Source organism: Calidifontibacter terrae (genome assembly GCF_054778835.1).
Window position 1 is genome coordinate 631,701 of sequence record NZ_BAAGZF010000002.1, and the last position, 13,869, is coordinate 645,569.

Consider the following 13,869-nt stretch of genomic DNA (forward strand, 5'->3'; position numbering starts at 1 on the left):
CTGCGGGGTCCGGTGAATCAGGCGTGGCCCTTGAATCAGGCGTGGCCCTCGAGCAGGGTCGCCTTGCCCCAACCGATCACGAGTAGGTCGACGGACAGCGGCGATTCAGGCATCGGATCTCCCAGGAGCCGGTGGTGACCAGCATGTCGTGTGGTTCTGGCAACGCCCTGCGCGGGACGCCGTCCGGCTATCGTGACCTGCGTGTCGTCGATGATTCGAGTTGGAGCTGCCGGCGCGGTCGTCACCGGCGCCGGCCGCGGTCTCGGCAAACAGATCGCCCGACTGCTGGTTGAGCGCGGCCACCTGGTGTTGGTCACCGACATCGATGCCGCCGCGGCCGCCACGACGGCTGCGGAACTGGGGGAGAACGCGTTTGCCCGGGCGCTCGACGTACGCGATGCAGCCGCGGTTGAGGCGGCGCGGGACGAGACTGTGCAGCGCGCCGGCCGCCTCGACGTTTGGGTGAACAACGCCGGTGTTCTGATCACCGGCCCCGCGTGGGAACAGACGGCCGAAGCGCGGCGAACGATGATCGAGATCAATGCGCTCGGCACGATCAACGGCACAGTCGCCGCGATCGAGGCGATGCGTGATCGCGGCGGTCACATCGTGAACATCGTGTCGCTGGCCGGCTTGAGCGCTGTGCCCGGCGAGGCGGTTTATGCGGCGTCGAAGCATGCGGCGATCGGCTTCAGCCTCAGCACTTTGTCGGATCTGCGCCTGGCCGGCATCCGCAACATCGACATCTCCTGTGTCTGCCCGGACGGCATCTGGACCCCGATGCTCCATGACAAGCTCGGCGACCCGGCCTCTGCCTTGTCGTTCTCCGGCAAGCTGCTGCAGCCCGAGGAGGTTGTGGCGGTCGTGGCGAAGGTCCTCGACAAGCCGCGTCCGGTGACCAGCGTTCCGCGCTGGCGAGGAGCCCAGGTTCGTTTTGGCGACACGTTTCCGCGCATCGCGTTGGCCGCCATCCCGTCGGTGGTTCGCCAGGGGCGGCGCGTGCAGCGCAAGATGTTGAAGCGAGGCGGGTCGACCGATGGCTCGAGCGCGGCGCCGACCGACGGCTCGAGCGCAGGAGAACTGCTCACCACAGACGGTAATTCCACTCACGCCTGATCGAGGCTGCGACGAAGCTCTGGGCGCTGGTCGCCGCAGCGGTCGCGCTGTTCGGTGCAGGGGCCGGTGAGCTGGCGCGCCCGCGCCGGCCGTTTGGTTGAGGGGTCAGTGCGTGACGAACTGGCCGGCGGGTGACTCGATCGTCGCTTCGACACCCCGCAGCCAGGTCCGGCGCGCGCGGCCGGTGAGCCGGAGCCCGTCGTACGCGGAGATTTTGTTGCGGTGTTCCAGTTCCGCGACCACGACAGTCCAGGCGTCGTCGGGGGCAAAGGTGACCAGGTCGGCGCTGTTGCCGGTCTCGATCAGGCCTTTCCCGCGCATCCCGACGATCTGAGCTGGGCGGGTGCACATCCAGCGCACGACGTCGGCGATCTCGAACCCGCGCTCCCGGGCCGCCGTCCAGACTGCGGTGAACGCCACTTGGATCGAGGAGATCCCACCCCACGCGGTGGCGAAATCGCCGACCTCCACCTGCTTGAGTTCGGCGGTGCTCGGCGAGTGGTCGCTGACAACACAGTCGATGGTTTCGTCACGCAGCGCCTCCCAAAGGAGGTCCTGGTTGGCCTGGGAGCGGATCGGTGGGCAGCACTTATGCGCCGTCGAACCGTCGTGGATCGTCTCGGCGGCGAACGACAGGTAATGCGGGCAGGTTTCGACGGTGAGCGGCAGTCCCTCGGCTTTGGCCGCGCGAATCTCGGGCAGCGCCTCGGCTGAGGAGAGGTGCAGGATGTGGGCGCGAGCGCCGGTGGCTCGGACCGCATCGATCACCGTCCGGATCGCGCTGACCTCCGATTCATCCGGGCGTGAGGCGAGGAAATTGCGGTAGGCCCGCCCGCCGATCTGTGGTGCTGACAACAACACAGAGGGGTCCTCGGCGTGGATGATCATCAGCGAGCCAAGCCGGGCGACCTCGGTGAGGTGTTCGGTCAACTGATCCGCGTCGAGCGGGGGAAACTCCGGAACACCCGAGTCGGCCAGGAAGCACTTGAAGCCGAAGACGCCGGCGTCATGCAGCGGCTGCAGTTCGGCCACGTTGCCCGGGATCGCGCCGCCCCAGAAGCCCATGTCGACGAAGCAGTTTCCTTGCGCGGCAGCCTTCTTCGCTTCGAGCGCGAGAAGATTTACGGTCGGCGGCAGGCTGTTCAGGGGCATGTCGACCAAGGTGGTGTAGCCCCCACGCAGCGCGGCCCTGGTCGCCGTTGCGAACCCCTCCCACTCAGCGCGACCAGGGTCGTTGATGTGCACGTGGGTATCGACCAGTCCGGGCAGCAGGATCTCGTCGCTGGGCACCTGCACCTGCGCGGTTCCGGTCCACAAGGCATCGCCGGCGACCTGCGCGATCAACCCATCGCGTACGCCGATCACCGCCGGTCGCAGCGCGCCGTCGACCAGCGCCCGCTCCGCGCGGATGACGAGGTCGAACTGGTTGTTGTTCAAGGCGATTCCTATCGGGTCAGGTCCACCAGGTGGTCCACGGTGATGCCGGCTGAAGCCTCAATCTCGGCCGGATCGATCGCGCCGCAGTGCGCACCGCGCAGCAACGCCGTCGCCAGCATCCGAGCCGTGGCCGGTTCATCCATCACATCACCCGCCGTGCGGTTCAGGTAGGCCGACAGGCGGGCGCAGGCGGTGGGCATCGCGCGCCGGAAGAACAGCATGTTCGCCAGGAAGCGGGTCGGCAGGTGACCAGGGTGCATGTCCCAGCCCTGGTAGATCCCGCGGACCAACGATCGCTCGACGAGTCCGGCATGGAGCCGCCAGGTTGCGTGGGCCTGGTCTCGGTCGCCGAACGCCACGACGTTGGTCGATCCGTCGCTCATGCGGACCCCGGTTTGGGCGGCGCTGACCTGCATCACGTTCTTCGCGTGGTCGGCTACCGGGTGGTCGAGCGCCTGAAAAGGCGCCGCGATGCCGAGGCCGGCGCTGTAGTCGAAGGTGCCGTAATGCAGCGAGGTCACCCGGCCGCGACCGGCGCGAATCATCGGGGCGAGCGGCGCCAACCCGGAGCCGGCCATGATCGCCTGCGCCGTCTCGACCTGGATCTCGAAGCCGAGTGATCCGTGGGGCAGGCCGAGCGCCTGTTCGATGGTGTCGCAGGCATGGACCATCGCGTCGACCTGGGCGACGGAGGTCACCTTGGGCAGGGTGAGGGTCAGTCCGTCGCCGATGTTGTTGCGTACGGAGTCGACGAATGACGCGAGCGTGCGCAGCCCTCGTTCGCGAGTCGGCGCCTCGAACGCCTTGAACCGGATACCCCACCAGGTAGGACGTTCGGGTCGGGTGAGCAACTGGCGGATCGCCTCGGTCGCCGCGGCGACGTGGGCATCCTCGGTCTCGTCGGGGCGGCGGCCGTAGCCGTCCTCGAAATCGATGCGCAGGTCTTGGATCGGGCCGTCCTGCAATACCTTTTGCAACCGCCCGTAGACCTGCTCGACCTCGGCGATCGGCGCGCCCACAGCATCGGCGAGGGTCGTGGTGTCAGGCGCAAAGTCCTCGAGCAGCTGCAGCGCCCGGTCGCCCCACTCGCGGGTGGTCTCGGCCGTGAAGACGTCGCCGGGAACGTAGACCGTGTGAATCGGCCCGCGGTCGGTCCGGTCGCCGGGGTAATGCTCCGCGAGATCGTGATCGGCGGCGGCGAGCTGCTCGTCGAGGCGCCGGGCGAGGTCGGGGACGAACGAGGGTGTGGTCATCCGGACTCCTGTGTCGTGACGTTCTGCTTCGTGGAGGATATGTTCCGTATGTCGGAATAGGAACCCCGATCTCAACAAGGAGCAACCATGGCGGAACCACGGGCAGGCGTGCAGTCGGTCGGCCGCGCGCTGGAGATTCTCGAACTGGTCGAAGCGGCCGGTGGAGACCTCGCCCTGGTGGAGTTGAGCGCGGCGTCGGGCCTTCCGGCACCCACCATTCACCGTCTCGTACGAACCCTGGTCGACCGTTCGTACCTTCGCCAGTTGCCCAACCGGCGCTATGCGCTCGGCGCGCGGTTGATTCCGCTGGGCAACACCGCCCGTACGGTGTTCGGGGCTTCGTCTGGCCCTCACCTCGCGGCCGTGGTCGAGGAACTTGGCGAGACCGTGAACCTCGCGACGCTCGACGGCGACATGGTCGTTTATGTCGCCCAGGTGCCGTCGCCACATGCGATGCGGATGTTCACCGAGCTCGGCCGCCACGTGCATCCGCACTGTCGTGCCGCCGGAAAAGTGTTGCTCTCCGGCCTGAGCGATCAGGAGGTGCGCGACCTGCTGGTCCGAACCGGGATGCCGGCCCGCACCTCTCGCACGATCACCGACCCGGAGGTGCTGATCGCGCAGTTGGCGCGGGTGCGCGCCGACGCCGTCGCCACCGAGATCGAGGAGATGGAGGTCGGCGTGCAGTGTGTCTCGGTTCCGGTTCCCACCACCGTCAGTCCACTGGCGATCTCGATCTCCGCGCCCACGGCGCGAATGAGCGACCACCTGCGGGACCGGGGAACCACCCTGCTGCGCGCCGCGGCCCGACGGATCGCCGACGACATCGCCGGAGCGCGGTCACCGAGCGAATCAGCGTGAAACCCTTGACCCTCGCGAGAGTGTGCGACAGAGTTCGCTATACGAAATAGCGATTCCGCATTGCGGAACACTGGCCAAGGAAGTGAGGGCCGGCCGATGACGACCGACCACGAGATCGAAACCAGGCACCCCGTCGACACCCCGATGCGGCCGGGCCCATCGCTGCTCTACGGCCTGCAACACGTTCTGTCGATGTACGCCGGCGTCGTCGCTGTTCCGCTGGTGATGGGTGGGGCCCTTCACCTGAGCGCGGGCGACCAGTTCTACCTCGTCTCCGCGGCGCTGTTCGCTGCCGGCATCGCCACGCTGTTGCAGACGATCGGCTTCTGGCGGATCGGCGCGCGTCAGCCGATCGTGCAGGGCACCTCGTTCGTCGCGGTGTCGAGCATGCTCGCGATCGCCGGAAAACATCAGGGTCACGACGGACTTCAGATCATTTATGGCGCCCTGATCGTCGCGGGTATTGCCGGATTCCTGCTCGCTCCGGTGTTCACCCAGCTGCTGCGCTTCTTCCCTGATGTCGTGACGGGCTCGTTGATCACGATGATCGGTTTGACCCTGGTTCCGGTCGGCGTCGACTGGGCAGCCGGCGGTGTCGGGTCGAAGACCTATGGCGACCCGAAGAACTGGCTGCTGGCATTCATCACCCTCGCGTTGGTGGTGTTGATCTACCGCTTCCTGCCCGGCTTCTTCGGCCGCATCGCGATCATCCTCGGGATGGTGCTCGGCACCCTGGTGGCGATCCCGCTGGGCATGACCGACTTCTCCGGCTTCGGCGACGCGCGCTGGGTGCAGGTGCCAACCCCGTTCCACTTCGGCGCCCCGCAGTTCGACATCGGCGCGATTCTGGCGCTGGTCATCTGCATGCTGGTGATCATGGTGGAGGCGACGGCCGACATCCTTGCCCTTGGTGAGGTGACGGAGAAGCCGGCAGATCGCCGTACGGTGACCAACGGCTTGCGCGCTGACACCGCCGGAACCGCGTTTGCCGGCGTGTTCAATGGCTTCTCGCTCAGCGCCTTCGCGCAGAACGTCGGGCTGGTGGCGGTCACCGGTATTCGCAGCCGGTGGGTGGTCGCCTATGGCGGCGGGATTCTGATCGTCCTGGGTCTGCTGCCCAAGCTCGGCGCGATCGTCGGTGCAGTGCCCTCGCCGGTTCTCGGTGGAGCCGGGATCGTGCTGTTCGGAACCGTGTCAGCCAGCGGGATCCGGACCCTGAAGACGGTCGACTTCAGCGGCAACGCGAACATCGTGATCGTCGCGGTCTCGCTGTCGGCCGGACTGCTGCCGGTCGTACGCCCGGCGGCTTACGCCAAGTTCCCCGAGTGGTTCCAGACCATCTTCGGTTCCGGCATCACCGCGGCCGCAGTCTTCGCGGTGTTGTTGAACGTCCTGTTCAACATCGTCGGTCGCCACGGTCAGGAAGGGCCCGTCTTCGCCCACTCACCGGGCATCGGAGCCATTTCTGACGAAGACGAGGAGCGCCTTTACCAGCGCCGCAGCAGCGTCGACTGAGTCAGTCTCAGTAGTACAACCGCAGCGCCAGCGGACTGATCCCGATCGTCACCGGAAGGGTGGCGATCGGGTCTCCGTCTGCGTAGACCGGCATCGGCCGGCTGCCATAACTGCGCGCGTCGACGGTGAGCGACGTGGCCTGCCACGAGTCGACCATCGGCAGCCTGACGTGGTTGCCGCCGCGCTCGAGCAGCGCCGATCCGGCCAGCCCGACGAACGATCGTCCGCGGGTGATGACGACCTCGAGCAGCCCATCGGACAGATCGGCGCCTGGGGTTGCAGTCAGCCCGCCGCCATGCCGCCCGGAATTGCCGATATTGAGGCTCCAACCGTCGGTCTCGAGTTGGCGGTGGCCGTCGGGTCCCTCGCTGGTGATCCGGAACGAGATCGGCTTCATCGTCAACGCCGTACGGATGCCGGCGGCGGTGTAGACCACCGCGCCGCGGAATCGGCGGATCGCGTTGGCTCGCTCATTGGCGACCGCGTTGAAGCCGACGGTGAGGGTGCCGATGAAGATCCGGTCATCCACGGTGCCGACATCGACGCGGTGTTCGGTGGCTGTCGACAGTGCCCGGGTCACCGCGAGGGTGTCGCGAGGTAGGCCAAGCCCGCGGACGAAGTCGTTGCCGCGGCCGGCCGGCAAGGGAGTCAGCAGAGCGCCGGAGTGTACGCAGCCCTCAGCCACCCGGGCGATCATCCCGTCGCCGCCCAGCGGCAGCAGCAGATCGGTCGGCCCGGCGGCCGCGCCGAGTTCGGTGGCGTGTTCGGCGCTCTGCGTGGCGACGCAGGTGGGGTCGAAGCCGAGGCTGCGCAAGATGGCCACGACGGTGTCGGCGCGGCTGCTGGCGCTGCCGCCACCGGCCGCCGGGTTCACCAAAACGGTTGCGCGGCCCGAGAGTTCGGTCATGGAGCTGACTCCGTGGAGGTTGGGATCAGAACACCGGGGTTCATCACGTTGTGCGGGTCGAGTTCATTCTTCACTGCCCGCAGGATGCGGACACCGGTCTGGCCGATCTCGGCTGCGAGATACCTGCGGTGGTCGCGACCGACCGCGTGGTGGTGGGTGATGGTGCCACCGGCGGTGACGATGGCCTGACTGGCGGCGGTTTTGGCGGCCATCCACTGGGCAAACGGGTCGGCCGCTTCGCGCGCCACGAAGGTGAAGTAGAGCGAGGCGCCCGACTCGTAGACGTGGGAGATGTGGCATTGCACGACCCCCGGGGTGCCCTGGGCTTCCAGTGCGCTTTCGATCGCGCCACCCACCGCGGCTTTGAGGGCGTTCAGGTTCGACCAGTGGGTCGCGGTCTCCAGCGTCTCTACGAAGACCCTGCGGCCGAGCAATTCGTCGCGCAAATAGGGCGACCCGAAGCGGCCGTGTTCCCACCCGCGGGCGATCTTGCCGGGCAAGGTGACTGCGCCGGCCGATTTGAGGATGCGCTTCGCCTGCTTCATCCGGGCTCGCGCGCTGTCTTCGTCCTGGTCGTCCCAGAGCAGGATCGCCAGACATGGCTCGGCCAGGTGGCGCGCCCGCAGGTAGCGCGAAAGTGTGGACCCCGCGCGTCCGGCGAGCGCGAGGGAGATCTCCGTCTCGGTGGCGTCGGAGACGCGGGTGACGTCGGGCTGCGCGTCATGACCGAGTTGCTGCACCATCGCGCGCAGCGCTCCCGCCGCAGTGGGGAAGTCAGGGAAGGCGACAGCGAGATGGTGAACCACCTTGCGAACAGGGCGGATTCGCAGCGTGGCCTCGGTGATGACGCCGAAGGCGCCTTCGCTGCCGACCATCACGTCGCGCAGCGCGGGACCGGCTGCCGATGCCGGTGACTGCGCGCCGAACGCGACATCGCCGATCGGGGTGGCGACGCGTACGCCTTCGACCATGTCGTCGATCCGGCCGTATCCGCTGGAAGACTGGCCGGCGCTGCGGGTGGCGACAAAGCCGCCGATCGTGGCCTGCTGGTAACTCTGCGGGAAGTGTCCGAGGGTGAATCCACGCTCGTGCAAGGCGTTCTCGGCGGCGGGCGCCATGGTTCCGGCGCGGAAGGTGGCCGTGTGGTCGGTCTCGTCGAGATCGATCAAACCTGCCAGCCGGCGCAGGTCGAGGCTGATGATCGGGCGATCGTCGGCCTCCGGCGTGAGGCCGCCGACGACGCTGGTTCCGCCGCCGAAGGGAACGACCGCCAGGCCGTGGTCAACAGCGAGGCGCAGCAGGGCGGCCACCTGGTCGTGGTCGGCAGGAAAAGCGACGGCATCGGGGGCGTAGCCGAGCCGGCCCGTCCGGGCGCGCAACAGATCGACATAGCTCTTGCCGCCGGCGTGTTCGACCCGAGCGAGACGCTCGGTGGAGAGGTGATCGTCGCCGAGCAGCGCGGTCAGGGCCGCGGTCGCGTCGCTGCCTAGGCGAGAGTCGGGCAGCGTGACGTCGATCAGGGCCACCGGCGGGCGGGTGGAATCCAGATCGGCGCCCAGCAGACCAGCCAGCATGCGGCGGGCACTGGCTGGCAACGGCTTCGCCTGAGCGGGGTCGCCCCAGCCCCACCAGACCGATCTGCTGACGTTCTGCAACGTGACATCCATGCGTGACAGTGTGACACAAGATGTAACATCGAACCATGAGTCAGCTGAATGAGTCGGTCGATGACGCGCTGTGGCGCGCGGTGCGGGCGGAGATCGTTGCCTACGGCGTTTCCCGGGCCACCGTGACCTCGATCGCCGAACGGGCAGGCGTCTCCCGGATGACCGTCTACCGGCGCGCGGGTGGCATCCAACAGCTTGTTCTTGACGCGTTGGCTCACGAACTCGGTTCTGTGGCAACGACGGTCGACGTCTCCGGAGTCGACGACCCGGCCGCTGCTGTCGCCGACGTTGCCTGCGAGGTGATCGAACGGTTGCGCGCATCGGAGTTGCTCGGCGCCCTTCGTCGCCACGATCCTGATCTGTTGTTGCCCTACCTGGGTGGCCACTTCGGACGCGGTCAGCGCAGCCTCACCGCCATGCTTGCCCTCGGGCTTGAGCAGGCGCGAAGCCGGGCGGTCGAGCTCGGCGAACCGCTACGTGATGTGGTGTCCACGCAGTTGCAGGCGCGCTTCCTGATGCAGTCGCTGCAGACGTTTGTTCTCGCTCCCGACGACGAGGCGCTCCCGCCCGCGGTTGTTCACACCGAGGTTCGCCACCTCCTAGAGTCCTACTTGCGCCGATGATCCAGCCAGGAATTCTGAACGCCGCCACGCGACGAACCGCGTTGCAGGAGTTGCGAACTGAGACCTTCGACCTGATCGTGATCGGCGGGGGAGTGACCGGCGCTGGGGTGGCGTTGGACGCTGCCTCGCGCGGGCTTCGTACGGCGTTGGTTGAGCAAGTCGACCTCGCGGCGGGAACCTCGCGCTGGAGTTCGAAGCTGGCCCATGGCGGGTTGCGCTACATCGCCCAGGGGCGGCTCGGCATCGCCGTCGAGAGCGCTCGCGAGCGGCAGCTGTTGATGACCACCATCGCCCCACACTTGGTGCGCCCAGCCAGCAATGTGCTGCCGCTCACCGCAGATGTTTCTGCGTTCGCCGGGGTGGCTGCTCAGGCCGGGATCGGGGTCGCGGACCTGCTGCGGCGCGCGGCGCACACCTCCGCGGGACAGTTGCCGCCGCCGCGTCGGGTCGGAGCCGAACGCGCTCACGCGCTGGCCCCCGCCGTACGAACTGATGGGCTGCGCGGCGCAATCACCTTCTGGGACGGGCAGTTCGAGGACGACGCGCGGTTTGTGGTCGCCCTCGCACGCACCGCGGCCGCGCAGGGTGCCCGCATCGCCACCCATGCCTCCGCCGAGATCGTTGACGATCACACGCTGCGGTTGACCGATCACCTCGGCGGCGAGGAGTTCGTTGCCCGCGCTCAGGTCGTCGTGAACGCCACCGGTGTCTGGGCCGATCAGCTCGACGACCGGATTCGGCTGCGGCCCAGCCGCGGCACCCACCTCGTTGTCGAGAGCGCGTGCTTGGCGAACCAGACCTCGATCGTGAATCTGCCCGTGCCCGGGAAATTCGGCCGCTATGTCTTCACCATCCCGGCGCCGGACGGGCTGACCTACATCGGCCTCACCGATGAGGATGCTCCTGGCGCTGATGGGCACGCGCCGGAGGTCCCCGAGAAGGACGTCGCGTTCCTGCTCGGCGTCGTCAATCGGCGACTCGCGCAACCACTCTCAGCGAGCGATGTGGTCGGCAGCTTTGCCGGGCTGCGCCCTTTGGTCGACGGCCACGGCGCGTCAAGCGACGTCTCGCGCGCGCACCTGCTGGTCGATGAGCCGGGCCGCCCGCTGGTCATCGTGGGCGGGAAGTTCACCACCTATCGGCTGATGGCCCAGCAGACCGTCGATGCCGCGGCTCGCCGCATGCCGAGCAACGTCCGTCCCGGGCTGACACACCTGCTGCCACTGATCGGCGCGGCATCGGCGACTGCCCTCGCTGGCCTTGCGGCCCCGGCGCGACTGGTCCGTCGTTATGGCAAGGAGGCGCTCGCCGTGACGGCGCTCGTCGCGCAGCGACCCGAGCTGGCCGATCGCGTCGTGCCCGAATCGGCGACCACCCGCGCGGAACTGGTCCACGCCATCCGCGCCGAGGGCGCGCTGACCGTCGAGGACCTGATCGAGCGCCGCAGCCGCCTCACCCTGCGTGCGGCCGCGCGAGGGCCGGCGGAGCAGGTGGCCGCCGAACTACTCGCGACCGAATCGGTCGAAGGGCCAACCCTGTTCGATCGAACCTGACCGGCCGGGTTCGATCAACCACTCGGTTCCGAACCACGCCGCGAACACCTCCGGTGGCAGGCCGAGCATCATCCCGATGTCGGAGGTCTGGCTGGAGTGAGCCTGCATCGCGGCCCGCTTCTGTGTCAGGAATTCCGACACATCGACCTGCCAATGGATTTCGCTTTGCGGGGTTCCGAACGGGTTGCCGTCGTCCATCCCCTGGTCGGGGTCGAAATCGAGTTCCTCACCGGCTGCCCGAGCCGCTGCGTTGAACTCGCGCATCTGGTCGCGGCTCATCGTCGATTCGAACAGCACGGGGCGACGCGAGGCAAGGTCGGCCGCGCGGTGGGCAACCTGGTGGGCCTTCACGTGATCGGGGTGGCCGTAGCCGCCATGCCAGTCGTAGGTGATGAGGGCGTCGGCGTCTTCTTCGTCAAGGAGGATCGCGAGGCGCCGAGCGGCCTCGTCGAGGTCAGCCTGGTGGAAATTGGCCGGGTCGTTGTTCTGCTCCCAGCCGGTCATTCCCGAATCGCTGTAGCCCAGCCAGCCGATCCGCGCGGTGCCGAGCGCTTGCGCGGAGCCCGCGGCCTCCGTACGCCGTCGGTCGACGACGCTCTCTCCGGGCGCGAGGTCTGCGGCCGCCTCGCCGTGGTCGCCGTTGGTGCCGTAGACCACGACCACCCGGTGGCCCTCTCGCGCAGCGCGCGCCATCATGCCGGCGGTCTGGGACGCCTCGTCATCGGGGTGGGCGTGGAAAAAGACGAAGTTGCTCACCGGCCCATCGTGGCAGGGCAGAAGTGCCCATGGTCAACGGGTCCGGACCAGAGCAGACTCGGAAGTGCAGGGGGCTTTATCCACAGCACATCTGTCATGTCGCGACGCGATTGTCGCGGCGGGCGACACTGAACCACCGGTCGGCCGGGGGCCGACCGTCTTATCTCTATCGGGGGAAACATCATGTCCGCAGACCTTTCACGTCGCGTTGTCCTGCTCGGCGGGGGCGCCGCCATGGCGGCCGCATCGATTCCGTTTGTCGCCAGCCGGGCCGAGGCCACCACGGTGCCCTTTCCAGGGCGCCTCCAACTTGGCTCTCGCGGCGCAGCCGTGACGACCTTGCAGGCCGCGCTTGGCGGTGCGGGTCTCTGGTTGGGAAGTTACGACGGCAGCTTCGGACCGATGACTCAGCAAGCCGTTCTTGCGATCCAGAAGGTGCACGGTCTCGCGCGCACCGGCGCGGTCGACGAAACCACTTGGAACTCAGCAATGCTGCGTGTTCGGCCGACACCGCGGTATCCCTCATCGGTCGGTCTCGAAGTCGATCTGAATCGGCAATTGCTGATGGTGGTCGGCGGCGGCCTCGCCCAGATGACGATCAACACCAGCACCGGCAGCGGCGCCTATTTCTATTCCGGCGGCCGGCGACTGCGCGCGATCACTCCGACCGGCACCTTCAAGATCTACCGTAAGTCGACCAATGAGGGTTCCAGCGGTTGGGTGAACGGCACCCTCGGCGCGATGTATCGGCCGCGCTTCTTCACCACGGTGGGCCACGCTATCCACGGTTCAACGAGCATCCCGGCCTACCCGGCCTCGCATGGTTGCTGTCGCGTCAGCGTGCAGGCGCAGGACAAGATGCTCTCGACGAACGAGGTGGGCATCGGTCGTTACGTGCGGATCTACTGACGCCGCGACAACCGTTAGCGCTCGCCGCGCAGGTGGCGTGAGATCACGAGTCGCTGGATTTGGTTGGTGCCCTCGAAGATCTGGGTGATCTTCGCCTCGCGGAAGTAGCGTTCCACGGGGAAGTCTTGGGTATAACCGGCCCCACCGAAGACCTGCACTGCGTCAGTCGTGACCCGCATCGCGGCGTCGGTGGCCACCAGTTTGGCTACCGCCGCCGCCTTGCTGAACGGGCGGCCGGCGTCTTTGAGGCGGGCGGCATGCAGATAGGTCGCCCGCGCTGAGCTGACCGCCGCTTCCATGTCGGCCAGTAGGAAGGCGAGGCCCTGGTTATCGGCGATCGGCCGTCCGAACTGCACCCGGCCCTGGGCGTACGAGATCGAGTCGTCGAGGGCGGCCTGAGCCAGTCCGGTAGCGGCAGCGGCGATTCCAAGTCGTCCGGCATCCAGCGCGCTGAGCGCAATGGTCATGCCTTGGCCCCGCTGGCCGAGCAGCGCGTCGGCCGGCAGGTCGACGTCGTAGATCACCTCGGCCACCGGGTCGCCATGCAGTCCCATCTTGCGTTCCGGGCTGCCGAAACTGAGCCCGTCGATGTCAGCAGGAACATGGAAGCAGGAGAGTCCGCGGCCGCCGGTGTCGTCCGTACGGGCGAATGTTGTGTAGTAGTCGGCATGCGCGGCGTGCGAGATCCACGCCTTGGTGCCGCGCAGCGACCAACCGTCATCGGTCGCGGTCGCGCGGGTGCGCATGCTGGCGATGTCGCTGCCGGCTTCCCGTTCGGACAGTCCGTAGGCGCCGAGTCGGCCGCCACCGAGCATGCCGGGCAGGAGGGCTTCACGCTGCGCGTCGCTGCCGAAGGTCGCGACCGGGTAGGCCGACAGGGAGTGCACGCTGACGCCGATGGCCACCGACATCCACGCCTGGGCGAGCTCCTCGACGACCTGGAGATAGACCTCGTAGGGCTGCCCGAACCCGCCGTACTGCTCGGGGTAAGGCAGCGCGAGCAAGCCAGCAGCACCGAGGGTGCGGAACACTTCGCGCGGCGGGGTGGCGCTCGCCTCTGCCTCAGCGGCGCGTGGTCGAAGCTCCTTGTCGGCGAGGTCTCGAGCCAGCGCGAGCAGATCGTGTGCGTCGTCGGAGGGCAGGAGGCGGTCGACGGGCATGGGAAAAGGATACTGAGCCGTTTGGCGGGTGTGACGCGGGCCACCCCCGGTTGGATTTCCGCAATATTTCCTGTCGATCATGGAGATCGCCGAAAAAACTTCACTCGGAGGT

General features: G+C 67.6%; 12 protein-coding genes. 6 read left to right on the top strand and 6 right to left on the bottom strand.

The genetic code is table 11. The features are described 5' to 3' along the window. Positions 1 to 210: 210 nt before the first annotated feature. A complete protein-coding gene (locus ACYU98_RS05775; protein ID WP_460467418.1) occupies positions 211 to 1,116 on the top strand; it encodes an SDR family oxidoreductase in 906 nt (301 codons plus the stop codon). A gap of 105 nt (positions 1,117 to 1,221) precedes the next feature. On the opposite strand, the gene allB is transcribed toward ACYU98_RS05775, so the two are convergent. Continuing rightward, entirely contained in the window at positions 1,222 to 2,553 is a 1,332-nt protein-coding gene (gene allB / locus ACYU98_RS05780) for an allantoinase AllB (RefSeq protein ID WP_460467236.1), read from the bottom strand. Positions 2,554 to 2,561: 8 nt separating this feature from the next. Continuing rightward, the gene (locus tag ACYU98_RS05785; RefSeq protein WP_460467237.1) at positions 2,562 to 3,806 is read right to left on the bottom strand and encodes a DUF6986 family protein; all 1,245 of its coding nucleotides are present in this window, start codon (positions 3,804 to 3,806) and stop codon (positions 2,562 to 2,564) included. A gap of 87 nt (positions 3,807 to 3,893) precedes the next feature. Here ACYU98_RS05785 and ACYU98_RS05790 point away from each other — a divergent pair, with 87 nt between their 5' ends. Next, positions 3,894 to 4,667 carry an IclR family transcriptional regulator gene (locus ACYU98_RS05790; protein WP_460467238.1) on the top strand — a complete coding sequence of 258 codons (774 nt, stop codon included), beginning with the start codon at positions 3,894 to 3,896 and terminating at the stop codon, positions 4,665 to 4,667. 96 nt (positions 4,668 to 4,763) lie between these two features. Next, positions 4,764 to 6,182: a nucleobase:cation symporter-2 family protein gene (locus tag ACYU98_RS05795; RefSeq protein ID WP_460467239.1), complete on the top strand. Its 1,419-nt coding sequence runs from the start codon at positions 4,764 to 4,766 to the stop codon at positions 6,180 to 6,182. A 7-nt stretch (positions 6,183 to 6,189) separates the two neighbouring features. On the opposite strand, the gene ACYU98_RS05800 is transcribed toward ACYU98_RS05795, so the two are convergent. After that, positions 6,190 to 7,089: a diacylglycerol/lipid kinase family protein gene (locus tag ACYU98_RS05800; RefSeq protein ID WP_460467240.1), complete on the bottom strand. Its 900-nt coding sequence runs from the start codon at positions 7,087 to 7,089 to the stop codon at positions 6,190 to 6,192. Then, on the bottom strand, positions 7,086 to 8,756 hold the full coding sequence (locus ACYU98_RS05805; protein WP_460467241.1) for an FAD-binding oxidoreductase: 1,671 nt from the start codon (positions 8,754 to 8,756) through the stop codon (positions 7,086 to 7,088). Before ACYU98_RS05805 ends, ACYU98_RS05800 begins: the two co-directional genes overlap by 4 nt. Positions 8,757 to 8,791: 35 nt before the next feature. Between ACYU98_RS05805 and ACYU98_RS05810 the strand changes: the two genes are divergently transcribed. Next, positions 8,792 to 9,379: a TetR/AcrR family transcriptional regulator gene (locus tag ACYU98_RS05810; RefSeq protein WP_460467242.1), complete on the top strand. Its 588-nt coding sequence runs from the start codon at positions 8,792 to 8,794 to the stop codon at positions 9,377 to 9,379. Continuing rightward, positions 9,376 to 10,932, top strand: a complete 1,557-nt coding sequence (locus ACYU98_RS05815; protein WP_460467243.1) for a glycerol-3-phosphate dehydrogenase/oxidase — start codon at positions 9,376 to 9,378, stop codon at positions 10,930 to 10,932. Before ACYU98_RS05810 ends, ACYU98_RS05815 begins: the two co-directional genes overlap by 4 nt. Here the strand turns inward: ACYU98_RS05815 and ACYU98_RS05820 are convergent. Next, positions 10,882 to 11,688, bottom strand: coding sequence for a PIG-L deacetylase family protein (locus ACYU98_RS05820; protein ID WP_460467244.1), 807 nt, complete (start codon positions 11,686 to 11,688; stop codon positions 10,882 to 10,884). The two genes, ACYU98_RS05815 and ACYU98_RS05820, sit on opposite strands and share 51 nt — an antisense overlap. Before the next feature lie 183 nt (positions 11,689 to 11,871). Here ACYU98_RS05820 and ACYU98_RS05825 point away from each other — a divergent pair, with 183 nt between their 5' ends. Next, the gene (locus ACYU98_RS05825) at positions 11,872 to 12,597 is read left to right on the top strand and encodes a L,D-transpeptidase family protein (protein ID WP_460467245.1); all 726 of its coding nucleotides are present in this window, start codon (positions 11,872 to 11,874) and stop codon (positions 12,595 to 12,597) included. Positions 12,598 to 12,611: 14 nt separating this feature from the next. Here ACYU98_RS05825 and ACYU98_RS05830 read toward each other — a convergent pair whose 3' ends face one another. Further along, positions 12,612 to 13,757 (bottom strand): acyl-CoA dehydrogenase family protein, encoded by a 1,146-nt coding sequence (locus ACYU98_RS05830; protein ID WP_460467246.1) that lies wholly within the window; start codon positions 13,755 to 13,757, stop codon positions 12,612 to 12,614. Positions 13,758 to 13,869 lie beyond the last annotated feature (112 nt).

Coding starts and splice junctions, on each gene's coding strand:
- ACYU98_RS05775 (WP_460467418.1), top strand. CDS start 211: ATGATTCGAGTTGGAGCTGCCGGCGCGGTCGTCACCGGCGCCGGCCGC.
- ACYU98_RS05785 (WP_460467237.1), bottom strand. CDS start 3,806: ATGACCACACCCTCGTTCGTCCCCGACCTCGCCCGGCGCCTCGACGAG.
- ACYU98_RS05790 (WP_460467238.1), top strand. CDS start 3,894: ATGGCGGAACCACGGGCAGGCGTGCAGTCGGTCGGCCGCGCGCTGGAG.
- ACYU98_RS05795 (WP_460467239.1), top strand. CDS start 4,764: ATGACGACCGACCACGAGATCGAAACCAGGCACCCCGTCGACACCCCG.
- ACYU98_RS05800 (WP_460467240.1), bottom strand. CDS start 7,089: ATGACCGAACTCTCGGGCCGCGCAACCGTTTTGGTGAACCCGGCGGCC.
- ACYU98_RS05805 (WP_460467241.1), bottom strand. CDS start 8,756: ATGGATGTCACGTTGCAGAACGTCAGCAGATCGGTCTGGTGGGGCTGG.
- ACYU98_RS05810 (WP_460467242.1), top strand. CDS start 8,792: ATGAGTCAGCTGAATGAGTCGGTCGATGACGCGCTGTGGCGCGCGGTG.
- ACYU98_RS05815 (WP_460467243.1), top strand. CDS start 9,376: ATGATCCAGCCAGGAATTCTGAACGCCGCCACGCGACGAACCGCGTTG.
- ACYU98_RS05825 (WP_460467245.1), top strand. CDS start 11,872: ATGTCCGCAGACCTTTCACGTCGCGTTGTCCTGCTCGGCGGGGGCGCC.
- ACYU98_RS05830 (WP_460467246.1), bottom strand. CDS start 13,757: ATGCCCGTCGACCGCCTCCTGCCCTCCGACGACGCACACGATCTGCTC.